This window comes from Haloplanus sp. GCM10025708, from assembly GCF_042663985.1.
Taxonomy (GTDB): Archaea; Halobacteriota; Halobacteria; order Halobacteriales; family Haloferacaceae; genus Salinirarus; species Salinirarus marinus.
The window spans coordinates 816,575-832,726 of the sequence record NZ_JBHSZA010000011.1 but is presented as its reverse complement, the minus strand read 5'-3'; the positions used below and the strand labels follow the sequence as shown (position 1 = coordinate 832,726).

Here is a 16,152-nt window from a genome sequence, read left to right as displayed (position 1 = left end):
GAGGGAATTGGAAGCCGAATTTATGGTACCCGCCTTTGAATATCGACTGAATGTACGACCGAATTCTCCTGTCGACCGATGGAACTGTCGCGTCTGAGGAGGCTGAATCGCACGCACTTGAGCTCGCAGCCGCCCACAACGCAGTCCTTCACGTGCTCTACGTCGTCGACGAGGATGTCGTGACTGCGTACAGCGGGGACGAGTACGTCGACGAGGCCGAAGGTCCTGAACACGGCCTCGAAGAACACGGCGAGGAGACGCTTTCCGAACTCCGACGTCGAGCCTCAGAGACCGATGTCGATGTCGAGATGTCGATGCAACATGGCCGCCCCGCTGAGACTATCGTGGATCACGCAGACGACTGTGACGCGGATCTCCTCGTACTCGGTACCAAACGCCGGCCGGACGAATATCGTGCGCTGCTCGGAAGTGTCACCGACCGCGTCCTCCGATTGACGACTCGTCCGACAACCGTCGTGAAAACTGAAGTCAGCGAGTAGGGAACAGCTGTTCACTACCGTCCATCGTCCGGTGTGAGACGGGCGCGACGGCGGTCGAATTCCTCGTCGTCGATCTCGCCACGGGCGTACCGCTCTTGGAGGACGGCGAGTGCGCTATCCTCGGGGGAGCCATCCGATTGTGATCGCGTTGCCAGCCAGTAGACGAGATAAACCGGGAGGGCGACGAGGAGTGCCATCCACAGGAAACCGAACAGCATCATCCCCCAGCCCCAGCCACTCCATCCGACCATGTGGCCGTCGTTCCACATACCGTCGTGCCACCCCCACATCATTGCATCTGGGACGGTCGCGTCCGTTAGCGCCATTCCGGCGACGACGGCCAGAGTAAGTGCTCCGACGACGATGAGTCCTAGAGAACGAATCCCGCGTGCTTGAATTGGATTTTGCATTGTTGTACTCCCAAAGGTTTGGCGTGGTTAGCCGAGGATGTATTCGAGGACGGGGTAGCGCTCGACGAGCGCCTCGCCGCCAACCTCGTACTGTTCGATGTACTGGTCGAACCCGAGGATGCGGCCTCCAGCGAACGCGGCGACCGCGAGGAACACGAGCATGTACGCGAAGTCCCCGTTGATGAGTCCGTGAGCGACATCCCAGTTGGCGACGTAGAACATTGCCATCATGAGCGCCCCGAAGAACGCCGCGAGGCGGACGAACGCGCCGACGAGGAGGCCGAGACCAATCGCGACCTGACCGTACGGCACGGCGACATCCACGAACGCGAGAAACGCCGGGCTCCCGGCCATCCAGAGGAACTGCTCGACGAACGGGCCGCCGTTCGCCGGCACCGCGTTCGTCAGATAGCCGTACGCGCTGAACGGCTCCGCGCTGAGTAGCTTACTCAGACCTGCGTTCAGGAATGCGACGCCCATCATGAGGCGGAGCGCGAGCACGAACCACGCGCTGAGACTGTGGACCTTCCCGCCGACGGTCAGGCCGCCGATTCTGCTCTCGAGCTGGTTCATGCCGGAGTCGAGTGTGGACATAATTATTGCACCTTCAACTATCAGTAGGCGGGGAGAGACGATATAACAGCGAGCCGGCGTTCTGAGTCAGAAAATCGGCGGGCTATATTACGATCCTGTCACGAGTAGGTGCGTGTGACCGAGGAGCCCGACCCGCCGGAGGTCTTCGCCACGCTCGACGACGAGTACGCCCGCGACATCCTCGTGGCGACGAAGACGGAACGGCTGTCCGCGAAAGCACTCAGCGAGGAATGCGACATGTCACGCCCAACTGTCTCCCGACGCGTCAGCCGCCTCGTCGAGCAAGGCCTCCTCGAGGAGTACACGCACGTCGATCCCGGCGGCCGGCATTACAGCGAGTACGAGGCACGTCTCGAACGCATCGAAGTCCTCCTCCAGGCCGAGGGATTCGACGTCCAGATCGACGTCCGGCCGGACCCCGCCGACCGGATCACGTCCATCTTCGAGGAGATGCGGGGGGACTGACTCATGGAACACACGCTATTCGTCATCGCTAAACTGTTCACGACCGCGTTAGCGCTGGTCATCGCGTACCAGGCCTATCGCGGATACCAACGGCATCACACGCAGTTACTCCTGTACGTCGCCGGCGGCTTCGCGCTGGTCGGGCTTGGCGGTCTCCTCGAAGGCGTCCTCTTCGAAGTCTTCCAGGTGTCGATCTTCGAAGCGGGATTCGTCGCAGCACTCGTCACCGCAGTCGGGATGCTGTCTATCCTCTACGCCCTCTACGCTCCCAATCCCTGAATTCAGGACGGTGTCGTCGGTGCAGCGAGGTCTACGAGGGCTGTCCGGTCGGGGCTTGAGAAACGCTTCTGTGCGATTCGTTCTCGATCTCGCGAACGTTCCGTAGGATGCCAGCCTGTTCAGTGAGTGTGTCGACTCGAAGTGACCTCCACGTTAAAGCGCCCTCGAAGTCATTTGCTCGATAATGGACGACGACCCCCAAAACGCGACCGACGAGACAGATCATATGCATCACGGCGAGGACACACAGGACGGGCACGACGAGTCGCACACCGAGGGGCGGAGTGAGCAATCGCTCCTCGAAACGGAGGCTGAACCCCAGCCGCCCCGCGAAGATCATCACGGCACGCACAGTCAGCACGACGGCCATGACGGTCACGGCGGGATGCACGAGGGCCACGAGCAGATGTTCCGCCGGCGCTTTTTCGTCTCGACGCTACTCTCGATCCCCGTCCTCCTCTACAGCCCAACGCTTCAGGACTGGCTGGGCTTCTCCGTCCCGACCTTCCCCGGCAGCGAATGGATCAATCCGGTCTTCGCAGTGGTCGTGTTCGCCTACGGTGGGATTCCCTTCCTGAAGATGGCTGTCCCCGAGTTGCGAGATCGCTCGCCCGGGATGATGACGCTCATCTCCATGGCGATCACCGTCGCGTTCGTCTACAGCCTGCGAGCGTCGTGTTCCCGACGCAGTCGGCGTTCTTCTGGGAACTGGTGACGCTCGTCGACATCATGCTGTTGGGCCATTGGATCGAGATGCGGTCGGTCCGGCGGGCCTCGAGCGCGCTCGACGAACTGGCGAAACTGATGCCGGACACCGCTGAACGAATCACCGGCGACGGTGACACCGAGGAGGTTCCCGTAAGTGACCTCGAGGAGGGCGACCTCGTCCTCGTCCGGCCGGGGGCGAGCATCCCTGCCGACGGCGTCGTCGAGGAGGGCGACTCCGACGTGAACGAGGCGATGATCACCGGTGAGTCCAAGCCGGTCTCGAAGGAGCCGGGCGACGAGGTGATCGGCGGGACGGTCAACGGTGACGGGAGCCTCCGCGTCCGAATCGCCGCGACCGGCGACGACACCACGCTGGCCGGGATCGTGCGACTCGTCGAAGAGGCCCAGCAGAGCAAGTCGAAGACGCAGATGTTCGCCGATCGAGCGGCCGGCTGGCTGTTCTACGTGGCGGTCGCATCCGCCATCGTGACGGCGATCGCCTGGACTGCCGCCACGACGTTCGACGTGACGGTGATCGAACGCGTGGTCACGGTGCTGGTCATCGCGTGTCCGCACGCGCTCGGGCTCGCAATCCCCCTGGTCGTCGCCATCAACACCTCCCTCGCCGCACGGAACGGCATGCTCGTCCGGGACCGGATCGCCATGGAACAGGCCCGGGAGCTCGACGTGATCGTCTTCGACAAGACCGGGACGCTCACCGAGGGCGAGCAGGGCGTCGTCGACACCGAGACCGTCGAGGGCGTCACCGAGGAAGAGGCGCTGGGGTTGGCGGCGGCCGTCGAGGCCGACTCCGAGCACATGATCGCCGAGGCCATCCGCGAAGCGGCCGACGAACGCGACGTCGCCACCCCCGAGCGACCGACTTCGAGGCGATCAAGGGACGGGGAGTTCGGGCGCGCGTCGACGGGCAAACCGTCCACGTCGGCGGGCCGAACCTGCTTTCGACCGTGGAGAGCGAGGTTCCCGACGAACTTCGAACGTTCGCCGAGCGTTCCGGCGAGAACGCACACACGGTGGTGTACCTCCTCCGCGAGGGCGAGCTCGTCGCGGCGTTCGCCCTGGCGGACGTGATACGAGAGGAGAGCTACCACGTCGTCGACGCGCTCCACGGACTCGGAATCGAAGTAGCGATGCTCACCGGGGACTCCGAGGACGTCGCCGACGCGGTCGCCGACGAACTCGGCATCGACACAGTGTTCGCCGAGGTCCTTCCCGAGGACAAGGACGAAAAGATCCAGGAGCTGCAAGAGCAGGGGAGCCTCGTGGCGATGGTGGGTGACGGCGTGAACGACGCCCCGGCGCTCACCCGGGCCGACATCGGCATCGCGATCGGCTCCGGGACGGACGTCGCGGTGCAGTCGGCGGACATCGTCCTCGTGCAGAACGACCCGACGGACGTGGTTCGGCTCGTGAAGCTGAGCAAGGCGAGCTATCGGAAGATGCAGGAGAACCTCGTCTGGGCGGCTGGGTACAACGTCTTCGCCATTCCACTCGCCGCTGGCGTGCTGGCTCCGTTCGGCATCCTGCTCTCGCCGGCGGTGGGCGCGCTGTTGATGTCGCTCTCGACGGTGATCGTGGCGATTAACGCCCAGTTTCTCCGCCGGGCGGATTTGGAACTCTCGTCGCTTCCGGGCGTATCCGAATCGGGACGTCGATCCACCGAGAGAAGCCCGGGTACCGTGTGACCGGACGTCGGTACGAACGCCGTCGAAAGGGTGTCGACGAACGGACACGGGCCACGAACGCGGAGGCGGTACGGACGGGCGGTCAGGATTCGCTCGACGCGACCGCCCGTCGGATCGTCCGCAGGCCGACGAAACGCGGGACCCGCGCGGCGTAGCGGTCGTACGCGTCGCCGAACTCCGCACGCAAGTGAGGTTCCTCGGCACGGGGCAAGAGCAGGACCCACCCGACGTGGGCCGCGGCGAGCGCCGCCACGAGCGCCGAATCGGCGACGACGGCGAATCCGGTCACGCCGACTATCATGCCGAGATACTGTGGATTCCGGGTGTAGGCGTAAGGTCCCTCCGTGTAGAGGTCGCCCGTTACGCCCATCGTCTCGGCCGAGCGCATCGTCCGTGCACCCCACACGAACACGGCGGTGCCGAGACAGACGAGGACGCCGCCGCCCGCGAGCGCGACGGGACTGAACAGCCCCCACTCGCCCCAGTCGAGGACGGCGGTGGCGACGAGGGAGACGTCGAAGACGGCCACGAGCGTCCAGTGGCAGTAGTAGGCCGGCGTTCTGTCGCCGGGCGGCCACCACTCGTGATCGGTCGACAGCGTTCCGAGAACGAGCACGTACACGCCGGCGGCCGACAGGAGTCCGGCCCCGAACGCGAGTCGTGTCGGTGTCATACAGAACGACGTTGTCCGTGATCCGAGGAGTCGGTGCTGCCTCACGAACGAGGTTTTTATTTATACGCCTCCAACGAGCGGCCGATGAAGTACGCGCACCTGCGCATCCATCACGCCCCGGAACGCACCATCCGATGCACGCCTTCGAGATGGAACACGAGCGCATCGAGCGCGCGGAGCTACGCCACTGGAACATGGTTCTCGACGACACGAACACGTTCGTGTTCCGGGTTCGCGGCGATCCGGATCCGTTCGGTGCGAAACTGGAGTCGCGGGACGCGACGATCTCGTACAGCCTCACCCCGGCTTCGAACGGCGTGTTCTACTGCTGCGTGCGCGAGCGGGCGACGGAGTCCGACGAGGGGTACATCGACGCGTTCGCCCGGGGGACGCTGGTGGTGATCCCGCCGGTCAGGTTCAACCCCGACGGAACGACCGACCTGACGCTGGTGGGGACGCCCGCGGACGTCAACGCCGCCGTCGAGGAATTGCCCGACAGCATGCGGGCGGACGTGCGTTCGATCGGGCCGTACCGACGACGGGTCGGATCGGCGGCTTCCCGACTCACCGACCGGCAGCGGGAGGCCGTCGCCGCCGCCGTCGAGTGCGGCTATTACGACTCGCCGCGCGACGGCAGCGTGTCGGACGTGGCCGCCGACCTCGGCGTCGCTCCGAGCACCGCAGCCGAACATCTCAGAAAAGCCGAAGCGACGGTCATGCGGCAGATCCTCGGCCGGTAGCCCGGAGCGGGACGGGCGGCCCGGTCGCAGAGTCCGGGCTACCCGGCCGGTCAGCCCGCTCCCGAGCCAACGTGTTATGTCCGGGAAGCGCGTACCGGAACGTATGCGCGAACTCGTCTTCGCCCTCGAATACGAGCCCGGATGCAACAGGGTGGCGGACACCCTCGCCGACTACCCGGACGCCCGGATCCGCTCGCTCTCGCTGCACGCCACCGCCGACCGCCTCTGGCGAGTCGACCACGCCACGGGACCGTCCGACTCCCTCGACGACATCGAGGACGCCTTTCTCACGGCCGACTACTACGCCGACTGCCTCACGAACGAGGACTGCGGTGCCACACAGACCACGGAGGTGCTCGACCACACCGACGAGGCGCTCGTCCTCTACTCCTACTGGGTGCGCACCCCCGACTGTTCGTCCGTCCCCCACATCGCTCGCGACCATTTCGGAGAGGGCGTGCTGTTCGAGACGCGTCACGAGGGCCGTCACTACACGTGGCGGGTCATTCACTCCGGCGAGGGCGACGTGGCGGCGTTTTTCGACGACCTCGAAGCGGCGGTCGGCGACTGCGCCCGGATGGAGATGCTGCGGACGACGGACACGCCGACTAGCGGGAGCGGCGGCGAACCGGACGGAATGTCCCCGAACAGGAGGCCGCGCTTCGGGCCGCGGTCGAACACGGCTACTACGAGTCACCCCGCGAAATCGACGCGGGCGAACTCGCCGACCACCTGGACGTACCGCGGTCGACGCTCGCCTATCGGCTCCGGCGAGCGGAAGAGCAGTTGGCGAAAGAACGCGTCTCTCGCGGCCCGAACGCGCGGAGCGCGTACACGCGCTAGTTCGACGGGTCGGCGCGACTGCCGGGTCGGCGCGACTGTCCCGTCGCCGTCCGCGGGCGAACGTCGATCGGCGTTGGAACATTCCAACGAAGGCTTATCGGAACGGTCCCCCTACCCGTAGCCATGACCGACGTGAGTGACGCACGGGGCGGCGACGGCGAACGGACACGAGAGCGGTCCGTCCGGCTTACCGTTCCGGAGATGGACTGTCCGTCCTGTGCACAGAAGGTCGACAAGAGCCTCCGGCGAGTCGACGGCGTGATGGATTCACACCCCCAGCCGACGACCGGCACGGCGACGGTGACGTACGACGCCGACCGCGCCACCGAGGCCGACATCGTCGCGGCCGTCGAGAACGCGGGCTACGAAGTCGTCGACCGCGGCGACGACGCCGAGAGTTCGTCGGGTGACGAGGTCGCGCCGCCGGCCGAGATCTGGACGAGTTCCCGCGCCGTCAAGACGTGGATCGGCGCGGCGTTCGTGGTCGTCGGCCTCCTCTTCGAGTTCGTCCTCACGGGACAGAACCCCGCGATCGCGAGCGTCCTCGACCACCCTCCACCTCGCGGACGGCCTGTTCCTCGTCGCGATCGTCACCAGCGGCTACCCGGTCGTCCGCGGTGGCTACTACTCGGCGAAGAACCTGAGCCTCGACATCGACCTCCTGATGGGGACGGCGATCATCGCCGCGACCGGCATCGGCTACTTCGTCGAGGCCGCGACGCTGGCCGTCCTGTTCAGCGTCGCGGAACTCCTCGAAGAGTATGCGATGGACAGGGCGCGGGACTCGCTGCGCGAACTGATGGAGCTGTCGCCCGACGAGGCCACCGTCCGCCGAGACGGAGCGGAGGTGACCGTCCCGGCCGACGAGGTCGACGTCGGCGAGACGGTCCTCGTCCGCCCCGGCGAGAAGATTCCGCTCGACGGGACGGTCGTCGACGGCGGGAGCGCGGTCGACGAGTCCCCGATCACGGGCGAAAGCGTGCCCGTCGACAAGAGCGTCGGCGACGAAGTGTACGCCGGCAGCATCAACGAGGAGGGCTACCTCGAGTTCGAGGCCGACGCGACGGCCTCCGAGTCGACGCTGTCGCAGATCATCGAGATGGTGCAGGGCGCACAGGAGAACAAGACCGAGAAAGAGCAGTTCGTCGACCGCTTCGCCGGGTACTACACGCCGACGGTCGTCGTCCTGGCGATCCTGACTGCCACGCTCCCGCCGTTGCTCATCGACGGCGGTGCCACCGTCGGCGTCGCCGGCTTCACGCACACGTTCGCCGGGGGCTGGCAGACGTGGTTCATCCGCGGGCTCACGCTACTCGTCATCGCGTGTCCGTGCGCGTTCGTCATCTCGACGCCCGTCTCCGTCGTGTCGGGCATCACCAGCGCCGCCAAAAACGGCGTCCTCATCAAGGGCGGCAACCACCTCGAAGCGATGGGCGAGGTGGACGCCGTCGCCATCGACAAGACGGGGACGCTCACCAGGGGCGAACTCGCGGTCACGGACGTCGTGCCGCTCGGCGGAGCGACCGAAGCGGAGGTGCTCCGCCACGCGGCCGCACTGGAGCGGCGGAGCGAACACCCCATCGCCGAAGCGATCCTCGACCGCGCCGAAACGGCGGCACTCGACGGCGTCCCGAGCGTCGACGAGTTCGAGAGCGTCACCGGGAGGAGTCCGGGCCGACGTCGGCGGCGAGACGTACTACGTCGGCAAGCCGGCGCTCTTCGAGGAGTTGGGCTTCGACCTGTCACACGCCCACCTCCGTCCCGACGGCGGGACGGTCGCCGAGGTCGCCCACGAGCGGTGTGCGCGAGAGGACTGTGCCGACCTCGAAAACGGGACGATCGCGCGGTTCGAGGACGAGGGGAAGACGGTGGTCCTCGTCGGGACCGACACCGCGCTGGTCGGCGTCATCGCCGTCGCCGACGAGGTGCGGCCGGCGGCCGCGCGGGCGGTCGAGCGACTGCACGACCTCGGCGTCGCGCACGTCGTGATGCTGACCGGCGACAACGAGGGGACGGCCCGTGCGATCGCCGAGCGCGTCGGCGTCGACGAGTACCGCGCCGACCTGCTGCCGGGCGAGAAAGTCGACGCCGTGGAGGCGCTGCAAGCGGAGTACGGCGACGTCGCCATGGTCGGCGACGGCATCAACGACGCGCCCGCGCTGGCGACCGCCGACGTCGGGATCGCGATGGGCGCGGCGGGGACCGATACGGCCCTCGAAACCGCCGACATCGCGTTGATGGGCGACGACATCGGAAAGCTCCCGTACCTGTACGCGCTGTCACACGAGGCAAACAGCGTGATCCGACAGAACATCTGGGCGAGCCTCGGCGTGAAGGCGCTGCTCGCGATCGGCGTCCCGCTGGGGCTGGTGAGCGTCGCGCTGGCGGTCGTGGTCGGGGACATGGGGATGAGTCTCAGCGTGACCGGGAACGCGATGCGGCTGTCACGGTTGAAACCCGACCCGTCCCTCGACGTCTGAGGCCGCTCGGCGTGGCACGGAGCCGCCGTCTGTCTCCGACGCCGCTAACCGTCGGCCTCGACGCCCGTGATCTCGAATCGAGCGCCGCCGGCAGCGCTCTCGGTCATGCGGACGTTCCAGTCGTGTGCGTCGGCCACTCGCTCGACGATCGCGAGCCCGAACCCCGTTCCGTCCTCTCGCGTCGAATAGCCCGCCTCGAACACGGTCTCGCGGTCCGCCTCCGGAACGCCGACGCCGTCGTCCTCGACGTAGAAGCCGTCAGCGAGTCCGCCGACCGTAACCGCCACGTCGTCGCCGCCGTGCTCGATCGCGTTCCGGAGGAGGTTCTCCAGCAACTGCCGGAGACGACTCCCGTCGGCCCGGATTTCCCCTCGATGGAGCTGTCGAGCGTCGCCTCCGCGGTAGCGACGTTCTCCCAGCAGGCGCGGGCGAGATCGCCCACGTCCACGGGCTCCGTGTCACTGATGGCCTCGCCCTCGCGCGCGAGCGTCAGGAGGTCGTCGATGAGCACGTTCATCCGTTCGTGCGCTCGAACGACCGTGTCGAGGTGGTCGCTCTCGCAGTCCTCGCGCGCCAGCTCGAGATGTCCGGTCGCGGCGTTCAACGGATTCCGAAGGTCGTGTGAGACGACGCTGGCGAACTCGTCGAGGCGGTCGTTCTGCCGTTCAGCGTTCGCTCGTAACGCTTCCGGTCGGTGATGTCCTGGACCGCACCGCGGAGCGTCACGACCGTCCCGTCTTCCGTCGCCGGCAGCCCCTTCACGCGGAGCCACCGAACCTCGTCGGCCGGCGTCACGAACCGAACTTCCACGTCGAACGGCTCGCCGGTGGCGAGTGCCTCCTCGATGGCGTTTTCGACGATCGACCGGTCGTCCTCGTGGTAGACGTCGAGGGCCTCGTCCAGCGGCGGTTCCTCGTCGTACTCCACCTGGAGGATGTCGAACAGATGCTCCGTCCAGAAGACGTCCATCGTGCTCGTGTCGATCTCCCAGCCGCCCACGTCGGCGATGCGTTCGGTTTTGTCGAGGAGGTCGTGAACGCGTTCGAGCGCCCGTTCGTGCTCTTTTCGCTCGGAGAGGTCACGGCCGACGCCGACGAGTCCGAGAAAATCCCCGTCGGGACCGCTGAGCCGCCGCCCGGTGAACTCGTGGGGGATACGAGTACCGTCGGCCGTCACGAGGTCGGCTTCGACCGTGACGCTCCCCGTCTCCAGGGCCGTCTCGACGGCGTTCGAGAGACGGTCCCGTTCCGCCTCGGGGAAGAGGTCGAGTATGTTCGTTCCGTCAGCTCCGCGCCGGTTCGGCCGGTGACCGCTTCGACGCGTTCGTTCCACCGACTGAGACGACCGTCCGTGTCGAGCACGTAAAAGAGGTCGTCGAGGGCGTCGAGCGCCTGCTCGGTGAACGCGCGCTCTCGGCGGAGTTTCCTCCGGCGTTCCTCGCGTTCGGTGATGTCCTGGAATTTGGAGAAGATGGTCACGACGTCGCCCGTCTCGTCGGTGATGACGCGATTGTGCCACTCGCAGATGATCCGTTCGCCCGCCTTGGTCACGTTTTCGTTCACGCTGTGGTAGCCGCCGTCGTCCGCGAGGAGGTCTGCCGTGATCTCCGTCACGTCGTCGCGATCGGGATCGGGAACGATTCGTTCCCAGGGACTCCCGAGCAGTTCCTCCTGAGCGTATCCGAGGATCTCCTCGGCGGTGTCGTTGAGGCGAACGACTTCGAACTCCTCGTTCCATTCGATCGCCCCGAGCGGTGACTGTTCGAAAAACAGCGCGAGGCGTTCCTGGCTGGCTTCGATCTCGCGCCGTGACCGGTACTGTTCGACGGCGTTTTCGATCCGATGCGCGAGGAGCGCGTACTGACTGGTCCCGCCTTTCTTCTGGAGGTAATCCGTCACGCCGGCAGAGATCGCGTCGCTGGCGATCTCCTCGCTCCCCTTCCCGGTGAACAGGATAAACGGGAGGTCGGAGTGTGATTCACGGACGGCTTCCAGAAACTCGATCCCGTTTTGCGCGGGCATCTCGTAGTCGGAGACGACGCAGTCGACATCGGTTTCTTCGAGGCGATCCAGTCCGGCGGTCGCGCTCGTCGCCGTGTCGACGTCGATCCGGCCGTCTTCGCGCTGGAGGAACTGTGCCACCATGTCCGCGAAGGCGGGCTCGTCGTCGACGTGAAGGACGCGAATCGAAGCGTCGGTTATCATGAGGGGGCTTCTGTAGCCGCAGTGTGGCGATCGCTTACGTAACCGACGGCGCTCGCGTGTAAAAACGTACTGGCTACGCTCGACGGTCGTATCGAGAGAGGCCCGGGAGTAATCCGCCGGCGTTCGAAACGCCTCGAAATCCCCGCCCACGCGGCCCGTCCGGCCGGCGTCGAGCGGGACTGAAGGACCCGTCGGCGACGCGCCGCGGCCATCGGCAACGTTAAAGGCGGTCGTCCGGTTCGAACAGAGCGTACACGACTCCCCCGCCCATGGCAAGCGATTCTCTCTCTCGACGGAAAGCCCAACTGGACAGGGAAGAACGCGAACGCCTCGAAGGCGTCGTCGCGGATATGCGCGAGCGGGTCGAGGACAACGTCAGATTCCAGCTCGCACAGACGGGACTCGACGACGAGCCCGAGGACGTCGACTCGCTGGACGAAGACACCGAAGCGCAGGGCGCTTCGAACCCCGTCCGCACGCTCACGGGAACATCCAGCGACTCGTCGAGGCGATCGAACTCGAGGGCGTCGACGGCGAATCCTGGGGCGAGGCCGTCGAGCAGTACGTCGCCGGCGTGGGTTACACCGTCGTCAACCGCCTCGCCGCGCTGCGCTGTCTGGAGGTGCGCGATTTTATCGGCGAGGAGGTCACCGTGTTCAAGGACAACGGGCTGACCCCCGCGGCCGAGACGCTCGTCCACGAGGAGTTCCTGCTCGAAGACGAGGCCATCCGCCGGGCCTATCACGACGCCTGCGACGACCTCGCCGACGAAATCGGCATCCTGTTCGACCGGTCGTCGGCGTACAGCCTCCTCGAACCCGACGACGACACCCTCGAAGCACTCTGCCGACTCCTCGACGACGTCCCCGACGAACTCTGGCGCGCCGACGACGTCCTCGGCTGGGTCTACGAATATTACAACGTCAAACTGCTCGACGACCTGCGCCGCAAGGGCGACCGCGAGGGCTGGACCCGGAGGACGTCCCGCCGGCGAACCAGTTCTACACGCCCCACTGGGTCGTGCGGATGCTCACCGACAACTCGCTCGGCAAACTCTACCTCGAACACGCGGGCGAGTTGCAGGACGCCATCGAGGCGCAGGCGGGGCTCTCGTCCGCCGAGCGGAAACACCGTCCGCTCTCGCCCGACGAGTCGCCGAGCGTCGCCGACTGCTGTACGTATCTCGTGCCGTCCGACGACGGCGAGCCGACGGCGTTCGACCACCCCGAGGAGCTTCGCGTCGTCGACCCGGCCTGCGGGAGCGGCCACTTCCTCCTCTACGCCTTCGACGTCCTCGAACGCATCTGGTGGGCCGAGACGGACCTCGATCGGGCCGAGATCCCGGCGAAGATCCTCGAACACAACCTCTACGGCGTCGACCTCGACATGCGCGCCTGTCAGCTCGCGGCGTTCAACCTCTATCTCAAGGGGCGGACGCGCGCCGAAGCCGAGGGTGCCGACGGCTTCGACATGCCCGACGCGGGCATCGTCTGTGCCGACGCCGCGGTGGCGGACGTCGATGGCGTCGAGGACGTGTTCGCGGAAGTCGCCGACGGCCGGGACGACGTCGCGGACGCCCTCCGACGGATCCTCGGCGCCTTCGAGGAGGGCCGCGGACTCGGCAGTCTGCTCGACGTCCGGGGCACCCTGGGCGACCTCTTCGAGGACGACGGCGACGAAGCGGGCGTCCAGCTCACGCTGAGCGACGACCCCCGCGAGGAACACACGCTGGGACAGATGCTCCACAGCCTGCGGGACGCGGTCGACGAACACCTGGAGCGCGATTCCTTTCTCGCACAGGACCTGCGGAGTTTCGTCCGGTTGCTGGACGTGCTCGCACAGGACTACGACGTCGCGCTGATGAACCCGCCGTACGGATCACAGAACCGGATGCCGGAGGTCGTGAAAGAGTACGTCCGAGAGCGGTACTCGTACGCGCCGGAGTTCTACATCAACTTCTTCGAAGTGTGCGAGCGGATAACGGAGTCGAACGGTCGCATCGGGATGCTGGTGCCGCGGTCGTTCATGTACAAGCGGACGTTCGAACGGTTCCGAGCCGACTTCCTCGGCGAGCGCGGCGCGTTCGACTATCTCGCCGAGTTCGGGACGGGCGTGCTGGACAACGCGACCGTCAGGACCGTCGGGAGCGTCATCCGGTCGGGCGACAGGCCGGCGTCCGAACGGGGCACGTTTTTCCGCCTCTACGACCTCCCGACCGAGCGCAAGGAGTCGGCGTTTCTCGACGCCCTCGGCGGCGACGGATCGAACGACGGCGTCGTCCGGAAGTTCACAGTTCCGCTGGCGGCGCTGGCGGCAGTTCCCGGGACGCCCATCTGTTACGCGACGCCGCCGGCGGTGCGGGAACTCCACGACACCGATCTGAAACTGGACGCCGAACGCGCGGACGTGGACGGCGAGAGCGTCGCCGAAGCCGTTCAGGGCCTCGCGACGGGGAACAATAGCCGATTCGTCAGGAAACACTGGGAAGTCGCCGATTTCGACGACCATCCGCCGTTCGCGAACGGCGGTGCGGACGCGTGGGTCCTGCCGAGAGTGACGGAAACCGTCGACTTCGGCGCGGACGGCGACGAGCTTCGGAGATCGAGCGGGTCGCGGTTCCAGAACACCCGGTACTACCGCCGTGAGGGGCTGACGTGGACGTATATAAAAGACACCGGACGCCGGTTCGGCTACTTCCCCGCGGACGGCGTGTTCAGCCACACCGGATTCATGCTCTTCCCGCGCGACGACGACCAGTCGCTGTGGCACCTGATGGCCGCGCTCAACTCGGACGTGTATCACGCGCTGTTTCTCTCGCTGACCACCGAACGGCACTGGAACGTCGGTGAAGTCGGCCGCATCCCGTGGCACGACCGGATTTCCGACGTCGACGACCTCGGATCGCTCGGTCGAGAGCAGTATCGCACCCGGGTGGTCCAGCGAACGAACGACCCCACGAGCCCGTTTTACGTCGGCCCCTCGATCCTGCCGGTCGGGGATCGGCCGGCGTTTTTCTACGACCACCCGCACCAGCAGAAGACGACGGACAGGTTCGACCTCGAATACGACGACACCGCGGCGTCGACGCCGATCGAGGAAGCCGTTCGGGACGCCGAACGCGCGGCGGTCCAGCGGCGTCGGACCGTCAGTCAGTTAGCCGACGACGTCGACGACGCGATGTACGACGCGTTCGACATCGACAGCGACACGCGGGAGCGGATACGGACGGAAATCTTCCTCCGCACGGCCGAGGACCCCGAGGATCGCGAACTCCCGACCCCCGACTCCGTCCCCGAGGACCTCGACGCGCAGGTCAAAGACCTCGTCCACCACTTCGCGATGGAGGTGGTCCGCGACGCTGACGACGGCGTCGTCCCCGTCGAGGCGGACGACCGGGAGACGATGCTCGACCGGATCGTCGGGCGCTTCCACGAGGTCTACGGCGACCACGCGGCGGACCGACTCGTCGAAGTCGACGACGTCCTCGGCGCGGCGTCAGCGGCCGACGAGGCCTATCCGAACCTCCGGCGGTTCGTCGCCGACGACCTCTTTGCATACCACGTCGACCGGATGGAGAACACGCCCGTCGTCTGGAAGCTCACGACCGAGCGGCTGGTCGCCGACGCGACCGGCGAGGGCTTCGCCTGCTTCGTCGACTACCACCAGCTCGACGCGGGCGTCCTCGACCGGCTCCAGAACCGGTATCTCGAACCCCGGAAGGCGGCCCTCCGGGAGCGTCGGGATGCGGCGAATCGGCGTCGGAGCGACGACTCGCTCGGCGCGGACGAGCGGGCCGAGGCCGCCGAAGCGTACGAGCGCCACGCGAGCGCGCTCGAACAGATCGCCGTCTTCGAGGACGTGATCCAGGGCCTCGGCGACGCGACCCCGCGCGACTTCGACGCCGACTGCCGCGGTCTCGCCGCCGACCTCGCTCCGAAGGTCGCGGCGTTCCGCGAGGAGACGGCCCGGCGTCTCGGGGTGCTCGACGACCTGCGCGAGGCGCGGAGCGAGGCGTGGTTCGAGGACGCGTTCTCGCCGGGATTCTGGGGAAGGTTCAGGAGTGGCGCGACGAATGGATCGACGCGCTCGAAGCCCTCGAACGCGCCTGCGAGGCGTATGCCCGCCCGGACGACGAGCCGGTCGAAGCGCATCTCGCCGACCTCTTCGACTACTTCGACCGGCGGCTCAAGGGGTCCGACCACTACTCCAGTACCGGCGTCCTGTTCACGACGTACTACTTCGAGCGCGAGGGGTCGGCGTTCCTCGACGCGGACGGCGATCCGAAAGACGGCCTGCAGGACGACTACGCGAAGCACCTCGCGACCCTCGCCGCCGGGCTCGACGAGTACAGGTCGCTGGCCGACGAGATCAGCGACGGTTGCGGGACGCTCGCGAAAGCCGTTCCGTCCGACTGGTCCGACCGCGCGCTCGCGGAGGTCACGACCGCCGGCTACCGGCCGAACCGCGAGCACGGCGTCGAGATCAACGTCACGCCGCTGGCCGACGCCGAAATCGTTCCCGATATCGTCGACGAGGACGTCCTGTAACCA

9 protein-coding genes and 5 pseudogenes are annotated in these 16,152 nt (G+C 66.6%); 8 read left to right on the top strand and 6 right to left on the bottom strand.

The genetic code is table 11. The features are described 5' to 3' along the window. Positions 1-50: 50 nt before the first annotated feature. Complete coding sequence (locus ACFQJD_RS07700) at positions 51-500, top strand: universal stress protein (protein WP_379797325.1); 450 nt, start codon at positions 51-53, stop codon at positions 498-500. A gap of 14 nt (positions 501-514) precedes the next feature. On the opposite strand, the gene ACFQJD_RS07695 is transcribed toward ACFQJD_RS07700, so the two are convergent. Then, complete coding sequence (locus tag ACFQJD_RS07695) at positions 515-826, bottom strand: SHOCT domain-containing protein (protein ID WP_379797323.1); 312 nt, start codon at positions 824-826, stop codon at positions 515-517. Positions 827-937: 111 nt separating this feature from the next. Next, positions 938-1,504 (bottom strand): DoxX family protein, encoded by a 567-nt coding sequence (locus tag ACFQJD_RS07690; RefSeq protein ID WP_379797320.1) that lies wholly within the window; start codon positions 1,502-1,504, stop codon positions 938-940. 114 nt (positions 1,505-1,618) lie between these two features. Between ACFQJD_RS07690 and ACFQJD_RS07685 the strand changes: the two genes are divergently transcribed. The 3 genes and pseudogenes from ACFQJD_RS07685 (at position 1,619) to ACFQJD_RS07675 (ending at position 4,662) form a co-directional block, all read left to right on the top strand. Continuing rightward, positions 1,619-1,969 carry an ArsR/SmtB family transcription factor gene (locus ACFQJD_RS07685; RefSeq protein ID WP_379797319.1) on the top strand — a complete coding sequence of 117 codons (351 nt, stop codon included), beginning with the start codon at positions 1,619-1,621 and terminating at the stop codon, positions 1,967-1,969. A 3-nt stretch (positions 1,970-1,972) separates the two neighbouring features. Beyond that, positions 1,973-2,248 carry a DUF7521 family protein gene (locus ACFQJD_RS07680; protein WP_379797317.1) on the top strand — a complete coding sequence of 92 codons (276 nt, stop codon included), beginning with the start codon at positions 1,973-1,975 and terminating at the stop codon, positions 2,246-2,248. A 385-nt stretch (positions 2,249-2,633) separates the two neighbouring features. Further along, a pseudogene (locus tag ACFQJD_RS07675) lies at positions 2,634-4,662 on the top strand (copper-translocating P-type ATPase). An 82-nt stretch (positions 4,663-4,744) separates the two neighbouring features. Here ACFQJD_RS07675 and ACFQJD_RS07670 read toward each other — a convergent pair. Further along, positions 4,745-5,335: a methyltransferase family protein gene (locus tag ACFQJD_RS07670; RefSeq protein ID WP_379797315.1), complete on the bottom strand. Its 591-nt coding sequence runs from the start codon at positions 5,333-5,335 to the stop codon at positions 4,745-4,747. Positions 5,336-5,469: 134 nt separating this feature from the next. On the opposite strand from ACFQJD_RS07670, the gene ACFQJD_RS07665 reads away from it, so the two are divergent. The 3 genes and pseudogenes from ACFQJD_RS07665 (at position 5,470) to ACFQJD_RS07655 (ending at position 9,398) form a co-directional block, all read left to right on the top strand. Next, the gene (locus ACFQJD_RS07665; protein ID WP_379797313.1) at positions 5,470-6,075 is read left to right on the top strand and encodes a helix-turn-helix domain-containing protein; all 606 of its coding nucleotides are present in this window, start codon (positions 5,470-5,472) and stop codon (positions 6,073-6,075) included. A 103-nt stretch (positions 6,076-6,178) separates the two neighbouring features. Next, positions 6,179-6,918 (top strand): annotated as a pseudogene (locus ACFQJD_RS07660) (helix-turn-helix domain-containing protein). A 123-nt stretch (positions 6,919-7,041) separates the two neighbouring features. Further along, positions 7,042-9,398, top strand: a pseudogene (locus ACFQJD_RS07655) (heavy metal translocating P-type ATPase). Between the two features lie 44 nt (positions 9,399-9,442). Here ACFQJD_RS07655 and ACFQJD_RS07650 read toward each other — a convergent pair. The 3 genes and pseudogenes from ACFQJD_RS07650 to ACFQJD_RS07640 form a co-directional block, all read right to left on the bottom strand. Further along, positions 9,443-10,074 (bottom strand): annotated as a pseudogene (locus tag ACFQJD_RS07650) (sensor histidine kinase); the annotation flags it as partial. After that, a complete protein-coding gene (locus ACFQJD_RS07645) occupies positions 9,999-10,670 on the bottom strand; it encodes a PAS domain-containing protein (protein ID WP_379800446.1) in 672 nt (223 codons plus the stop codon). The gene ACFQJD_RS07645 and the pseudogene ACFQJD_RS07650, both read right to left, overlap by 76 nt. After that, positions 10,571-11,602, bottom strand: a complete 1,032-nt coding sequence (locus tag ACFQJD_RS07640; RefSeq protein WP_379797311.1) for a PAS domain S-box protein — start codon at positions 11,600-11,602, stop codon at positions 10,571-10,573. The genes ACFQJD_RS07645 and ACFQJD_RS07640 overlap by 100 nt, the downstream gene beginning before the upstream one ends. Positions 11,603-11,871: 269 nt before the next feature. Here ACFQJD_RS07640 and pglX point away from each other — a divergent pair. Beyond that, a pseudogene (gene pglX / locus ACFQJD_RS07630) lies at positions 11,872-16,149 on the top strand (BREX-5 system adenine-specific DNA-methyltransferase PglX). The last annotated feature ends 3 nt before the right edge of the window (positions 16,150-16,152 follow it).